This is a genomic window from Phascolarctobacterium succinatutens YIT 12067, assembly GCF_000188175.1.
GTDB classification, from domain to species: Bacteria; Bacillota; Negativicutes; order Acidaminococcales; family Acidaminococcaceae; genus Phascolarctobacterium_A; species Phascolarctobacterium_A succinatutens.
The window spans coordinates 1-6494 of record NZ_GL830904.1 but is presented as its reverse complement, the minus strand read 5'-3'; the positions used below and the strand labels follow the sequence as shown (position 1 = coordinate 6494).

General features: G+C 43.8%; 5 protein-coding genes. 1 reads left to right on the top strand and 4 read right to left on the bottom strand.

Annotation, left to right across the window (positions count from 1 at the left end; all coding sequences use genetic code 11):
• Positions 1 to 118 precede the first annotated feature (118 nt).
• From ileS to HMPREF9443_RS06805, 4 genes are all read right to left on the bottom strand, one after another.
• Positions 119 to 2908, bottom strand: coding sequence for an isoleucine--tRNA ligase (gene ileS, locus HMPREF9443_RS06820; protein WP_009145830.1), 2790 nt, complete (start codon positions 2906 to 2908; stop codon positions 119 to 121).
• 728 nt (positions 2909 to 3636) lie between these two features.
• Positions 3637 to 4167, bottom strand: coding sequence for a hypothetical protein (locus tag HMPREF9443_RS06815; RefSeq protein WP_009145829.1), 531 nt, complete (start codon positions 4165 to 4167; stop codon positions 3637 to 3639).
• 20 nt (positions 4168 to 4187) lie between these two features.
• Positions 4188 to 5048 carry a zinc-ribbon domain-containing protein gene (locus HMPREF9443_RS06810; protein WP_009145828.1) on the bottom strand — a complete coding sequence of 287 codons (861 nt, stop codon included), beginning with the start codon at positions 5046 to 5048 and terminating at the stop codon, positions 4188 to 4190.
• Positions 5049 to 5227: 179 nt separating this feature from the next.
• A complete protein-coding gene (locus HMPREF9443_RS06805) occupies positions 5228 to 5533 on the bottom strand; it encodes a helix-turn-helix transcriptional regulator (protein ID WP_009145827.1) in 306 nt (101 codons plus the stop codon).
• A 162-nt stretch (positions 5534 to 5695) separates the two neighbouring features.
• On the opposite strand from HMPREF9443_RS06805, the gene HMPREF9443_RS06800 reads away from it, so the two are divergent.
• Entirely contained in the window at positions 5696 to 6388 is a 693-nt protein-coding gene (locus HMPREF9443_RS06800) for an RNA polymerase sigma factor (RefSeq protein WP_009145826.1), read from the top strand.
• The last annotated feature ends 106 nt before the right edge of the window (positions 6389 to 6494 follow it).

Here is a 6494-nt window from a genome sequence, read left to right as displayed (position 1 = left end):
TGTTAAAGTCTTGAATACCCCAAAACTTGACAAAGAACCGCAAAATTCACATGATACGACGGCTTTAAGTATTTATTTTATGTCAGCTACAACTTTATGCAAAGACGATGCCTTATACTCAATCTTTAACTGCTCCAGCGCAGCGTTTGCACAGAGTCGGATGCTCAGCATCCTGACCAACCTCGTCACTGTAAATCCAGCAACGCTCGCACTTGTGGCCTTCGGCAGCAGCAACGGTAACCTTCAGGTCCTCGCGGCCGGTTGCTTCGGCACCTTCGGCAGCGCCTTCAACAATAATAGCCTGAGAAACAATCAGCAGAGTTGCCAGGTCTTTTTCTACGGATTTCAGGATAGCAAGAGCTTCGCCTTCGGCGTGCAGCTCAACCTTAGCGTCCAGGGAGTGACCGATTTGTTTGTTACGACGAGCCAGCTCCAGCACCTTGGTGATTTCGCTGCGAATTTCAATGAAGTTATCCCATTTAGTTTCCAGCTCTTCGTTGATGTATTCTTCCTTAACTTCCGGCCAGGGCAGCATTTGTACGGATTCCGGAGCATTAGCAGATTTCTTCATGAACTGCCATACTTCTTCCATAGTGAAGCTCAGTACCGGGGACAGCATAACGATGAGGTCCATGAGGATTTCATGCATAGCGGTTTGTGCACTGCGACGCTCTTTGCTGTCAGCCTTGTAAGCATACAGGCGGTCTTTGAGGATATCCAGATAGAAGCTGGACATTTCAACGGTGCAGAAGTTGTGGATTGCATGATACAGTACATGGAAATCATAGCTTTCGTAAGCAGCGGTAACTTCCTTCTTCAGCAGCTGCAGATGCATCAGAGCCCATTGGTCAAGCTCCAGCATTTCGTTGAACGGAACTGCATCTGTTTCGTAGTTGAAATCGTTGGTGTTGCCCAGGATGTAACGGATGGTGTTACGGATTTTGCGGTATACCTCAGCCAGCTGCTTCAGGATTTTCGGGGAGATACGGATATCTGCCTTGTAATCGGAGGAAGCAGTCCACAGGCGGATGATATCAGCGCCGTATTGTTTGATTACGTCCTGCGGAACGATAACGTTACCTACGGATTTAGACATCTTGCGGCCATCGCCGTCAACTACATAACCATGAGTCAGTACGGATTCGTACGGAGCACGGCCTGCAACAGCAACGGAAGTCAGCAGAGAGGACTGGAACCAGCCACGATGCTGGTCACTGCCTTCGAGGTACATAGCAACCGGCCAGGACAGCTCCGGACGTTTTGCGGCAACAGCCATGTGAGAGGAACCGCTGTCGAACCATACGTCCATGATATCGCTTTCCTTATGGAAGTGCTTACCGCCGCATTTCGGGCAGACAGTGCCTTCCGGCAGCAGCTCTTCTGCAGTGTGAGCCCACCATGCATCACTGCCTTCTTTTTCGAACCAGTTGGCAACGGAATCGATGGTAGCTTCGTTGATCAGATGCTCGCCGCAGTTATCGCAGTAGAATACCGGGATAGGAACGCCCCATACACGCTGACGGCTGATGCACCAGTCGTGACGGTCGCTTACCATGTTGTGGATACGTTGTTGGCCCCAGGAAGGAATCCACTGTACATCGTCGATAGATTTCAGTGCTTCATCACGGAAGCCGTCGATAGAAGCGAACCATTGAGAGGTTGCGCGGAAAATAATCGGGTTTTTGCAGCGCCAGCAGTGTGCGTATTGGTGCTTAATGTTTTCTTTGCCCAGCAAGCAGTTCAGCTCAGCCAGATATTTCAGTACCGGGATATTAGCGTCGAATACAAACATGCCCTTGAAGCGTTCGCCGGCTTCTTCGGTCAGCTTGCCTTGGGAATCAACCGGGCAGAGAATCGGCAGCTTGTATTTCAGGCCGGTTTCAAAGTCGACATCGCCATGACCGGGAGCGGTATGTACGCAGCCGGTACCGGCTTCGGTAGTTACATAGTCAGCCATAACTACGAGAGAACGGCGGTTGTTGTATTCAGGGAACGGATGCACGCATTCAGCGAATTCCATATCTTTACCAAGAGTAGTGCCGAGGATATTGCTGAGGTCCTTATGGCAGACAGCGCCAACCTGAGCCAGCAGGTCCTTTGCCATGAAGAGAACTTCGCCTTCGCATTCAACCCAGGCATATTCCAGAGCAGGGTTCAGAGCAACAGCAACGTTGGCAGGCATGGTCCAAGGAGTGGTGGTCCAAATTACCATGTAAGCCTTTTTGCCTTTAGCAGCTTCCGGAGTTTGGCCGTTGTCTTTTACCAGCGGCATTTTTACGAAGATAGTAGGAGTTTTTTGCTCGCCATATTCGATTTCTGCTTCAGCCAGAGCGGTTTCGCAGTGCGGGCACCAGTAAACGGTCTTTTTGCCTTTATAGATATAGCCTTTGTTAGCCATAGTACCGAATACACGGATCTGCTCAGCTTCAAAGCTGTGATGCAGAGTGATGTACGGATTTTCCCAATCACCCAGAACGCCCAGACGTTTGAAGTCTTCGCGCTGGATATCAACCCATTGCAGAGCGAAGTCGTGGCATTTGCGGCGCAGAGTCAGCGGATCCAGCTCATTGCGGTTCAGTCCCAGCTCTTTGATAGCAGCGTGCTCAATCGGCATGCCGTGAGTATCCCAGCCGGGAACATACGGGGTATCGAAGCCGCGAGCATATTTGTATTTCATAATGATATCTTTTAAGATTTTGTTCAGGGCATGACCCATGTGGATTTTGCCGTTCGCATACGGAGGGCCATCATGCAGAACAAATTTCTTGTGGCCTGCATGCAGAGCCTGCTTTTTGCCATAAATATCGTTTTCTTCCCAGAATTTCAGAAAATCAGGTTCGCGTTGCGGCAGACCGGCACGCATAGGGAACTCTGTTTCGGGCAGATTCAGTGTTTTACCATAGTCCATTACTAATAACCTCCAATTTTATTAAACAAAAAAATATAGCAATAATAAAAAAAGCTTCGTCCCTCAGATAAGGGACGAAGCTGTAGACTAACAACGATTAATACGCATGCGTATCATGCATCATTAACAAAACGTGTACTCCGTGGTACCACCCTCATGACGACAGCCTTTGCCGCACGCCACTCGTGTGCGCAATATCGGGCGCTCCCGTATGCAGCTACTCAGGTTCGCCGCATCCGCTCCAAAGTGATTTTCACCTGCTTTACTTCGTCCGGGCTTGCACCATACCCCGGCTCGCTTAACCTGCGCTGCAGACTACTGTCTTTTTCATCGCGTTAGCAAATATCAATAAACGCTAATATTATACATTAGACAATGTGATAAGTCAAGGAGCGAAAAGCCTTGCACTGCCAAAATTTTATAATACACATCTTCAGACTTCTTACTGCTAAAGTCATATGTTAACAATCCAAATGAACGTCAGCAACACTACGATAAAAATTCCAAAGGACATTAAGTCCTGAAAACTGAAATATACCATAGACATCACCTCCATTCCTAAGAATTTCGGCAATGCCACCCTGCAACACGGTCGTCTTGCATAGTATTTTATCATACCGAATCTAAACATACAACGAACAAACTGTGAAGTTTGTGTTGTATGTTTTTTGTTTTTACAAAAATCTCCCCAGCCTTACGCGAGCGTAGAGCAGGGGAGCTGGAAAATTTTACTTATTTATTCTTTTTACAACAGTTCCATATATCTGCAAATAAAAAAATTGAACCCCATTAGTATCAAGATCTATATCCTGACGCATAGAAACGATAGCATCTCCTCCAAGCACTACTGCTCTTTTCTTTAATTCTTGTACAGCAACAAAAAATGCTTTTTCGAAATCATTCTGCCCGACAGAACGTTGTCCCCACAAACCGCCCCAGTCTATTCTTTCTTTATTTATTAAAGCACTATTTCTCATCTCTTCAATTTCCGCGCTATACTTATTTATGAGTTCACTTAACGTACTGCTAAACAATCCTTTATTAGAAACCTGAAAGAACACCGGACCAATAATTTCATAATCCTCTTTTAAGTCACCAGTTGTAACAATTATGGCATTTACTTTTTGCCGATACTCAGCTGCTCTTTGTTTAGCTTCAAGAGCTTTTTGCTTAGCCTCAGCTGCTTTTTGTTCGGCAGCTTCCTTTGCAGCCTTAGTTTTCATCGCTTCTTTTTTGTAATCAGTATCCCAAAACGGCATATATATTCCCCCTTGTAAAATTATTCATTAGGAGCATTCATAACATCAATCTGATAATCTCCAGGTTTGTCTGAATACTCATATACACTCACATAAACTCTCTTGCCATTTTTACCACGGCCAACCAAATAGAGAACATATTGTATATGCTTTCCATATGTATTAACTGAAGTTGAAGAGCTATCACTATACCATACATCTAGTCTTCCCTTGTCAAAACCAGCACTGAGCATAGGACCAAAATGTTCTTTATATTCTTCTAAAGTACACCCTAAATCCTTAGCATTTTCTCTTGCGGTTGCTTCTCTTTTAACTGCTTTTGCTTTAGCTTCTTGTTCAGCCTGCGCATCTGCTAATTTATGCTTAGCTAACATATCGTTATAAGAGCCAAGAACATTTCCATTTTCCACTAAATTAAACGACCCATTGCAATTTTCAGCTTTATGGGATACGTTTACTTTATCAATGGCTCCTTTATTATCAACAAATACAGTAGTATCCCCTTGCTCACCATCTTGATATAAAATTTTATAGCAATGTAATTTACCATTTTCATCAGTAAAGCTAATTTGATTATCAGCAGGAACTTTTAAGCCAATTTTAGCTAAAAACTCCCTATGCTCTTTTGGTATAGCAGTTGTGACTTTACTCGTAGGAGAAAATATCATTCCAACAATTGCTAAAGCAACAACTACTCCGACAATAATTTTCTTTTTTGAAGTTTTCGTTTCTTCAATTTCTACTTTTTTATTTATTGGTTCAGCACAATTTTTTATATCACCCTTAGAACCAGCTTCAGCCTCTTTTACTACTTTCGTTCCGCAATTTTCACAAAATTTAGCATCTGGTTTAAGATTCTCTCCACAAACTTTACAATACATAAACACACTCTCCTATCCTAATAAAATTTTAAGAATAGCTATAACGTTATTATATCATCTTGTCCCCCCCCCGCAACCAAATATCCATTTGGTTGCGAATTAAAAAATAATAGTGCTCTGTCAAAAGCACTCAACCTAAATTATCAGTTTAACTTATGTTCTAACAAGCCACCTCTCTCTCAATCCTCCCCCTTCGTACTCCACTTCCTCTGCGTCACCCGCGTCAGCTCCTGCAGCAAATACTCCGGTCGCATCTCCAGCACAGCAGCAATTCTCAAAAAAGCAACAAAACTCAAACTCTGCCTGCCGTTTTCAATCTTAGTCATCGTCCTCCGAGAAACCCCAATCATCTTGGCAAACTCCTCCTGATTTATCCCCAACGCCGTTCTGTGCGACCCTATAAGCACACCCAGTTCAACCAGTTCTGGCAAATAATCCGAATCCACCAGCTCTTCAGAATACAAATTTCTAAGTCTTTTTCTCATACTGTCACCTCAAAATATTACTATTTTGCTAACAGATTATTACAAAAAGAACGGTGAAAACGTATATGTAGCATATCTGATACATATACGAATCTTTTAAATTTTCCGTGATATAATAACCTCATCAAGAGCTTGATGTAGTACAGCACAGAATTCTGTCATATGCGGCATTGCGACCGCCTCAGAAAGGAACTGGACAACATAACAACAAAAAACTGCCCTGAGCAGGAAAATACCGAACAGGTAATCTGCTGCGTGCCGGAAGGCACCGAACCGCAAGAATGCACGGAGGAAAAAACAACCTTCACTCTCACAGAATTCAAGGAGCTGGTTCACAGCGCCCAAAATGGTGACCGCGAGGCCATCAACATATTATGCAACGCCTTTAAGCCCTTAATCTACAAAGAGGCCTATCGCTACGAAGTGCGTGAAGCCTTGGGCGAGGACGCAATCAATACTGCCTGGTTAATCTTTTTAGAGCAAATCAAGAAGTATGACGGACGGGACTTCGGGCATCTGCCCGGACTTTTGCAATACCATGTCCATTACGGACTGCTGCATAAGTTTACGCGTGGAAAATCTGTCAAGGATTGTTATTATCTGGACGCAGAGGAAGAAGGCGAAGAATTGCAAATTGCTGACGAAAAGAATGATATTGACCAGTTGGTGCATAATCAGATATTGTCCGAAGCAATGAAAAAACTTACAGATGCACAAAGAAATATTATCAAAACAGTTTTCTTTGAAGATAAAACTATGCAATCCTATTGTAAAAAATATGGAATAACTAAGCAATCAGGCTATGTTCACAAAGAACGTGCGCTAAAAAAAATAAAACAAATCTTAGTAAGTTAAACACAAGCGTTCTGCTGCCAGTTCAGCAGAACGTTTTTGTATTTCTACGCTAGTATAAAAACAAGAGTGTCAAGTTAAACCGTACCCTTTGTCAAGGACATTTTTA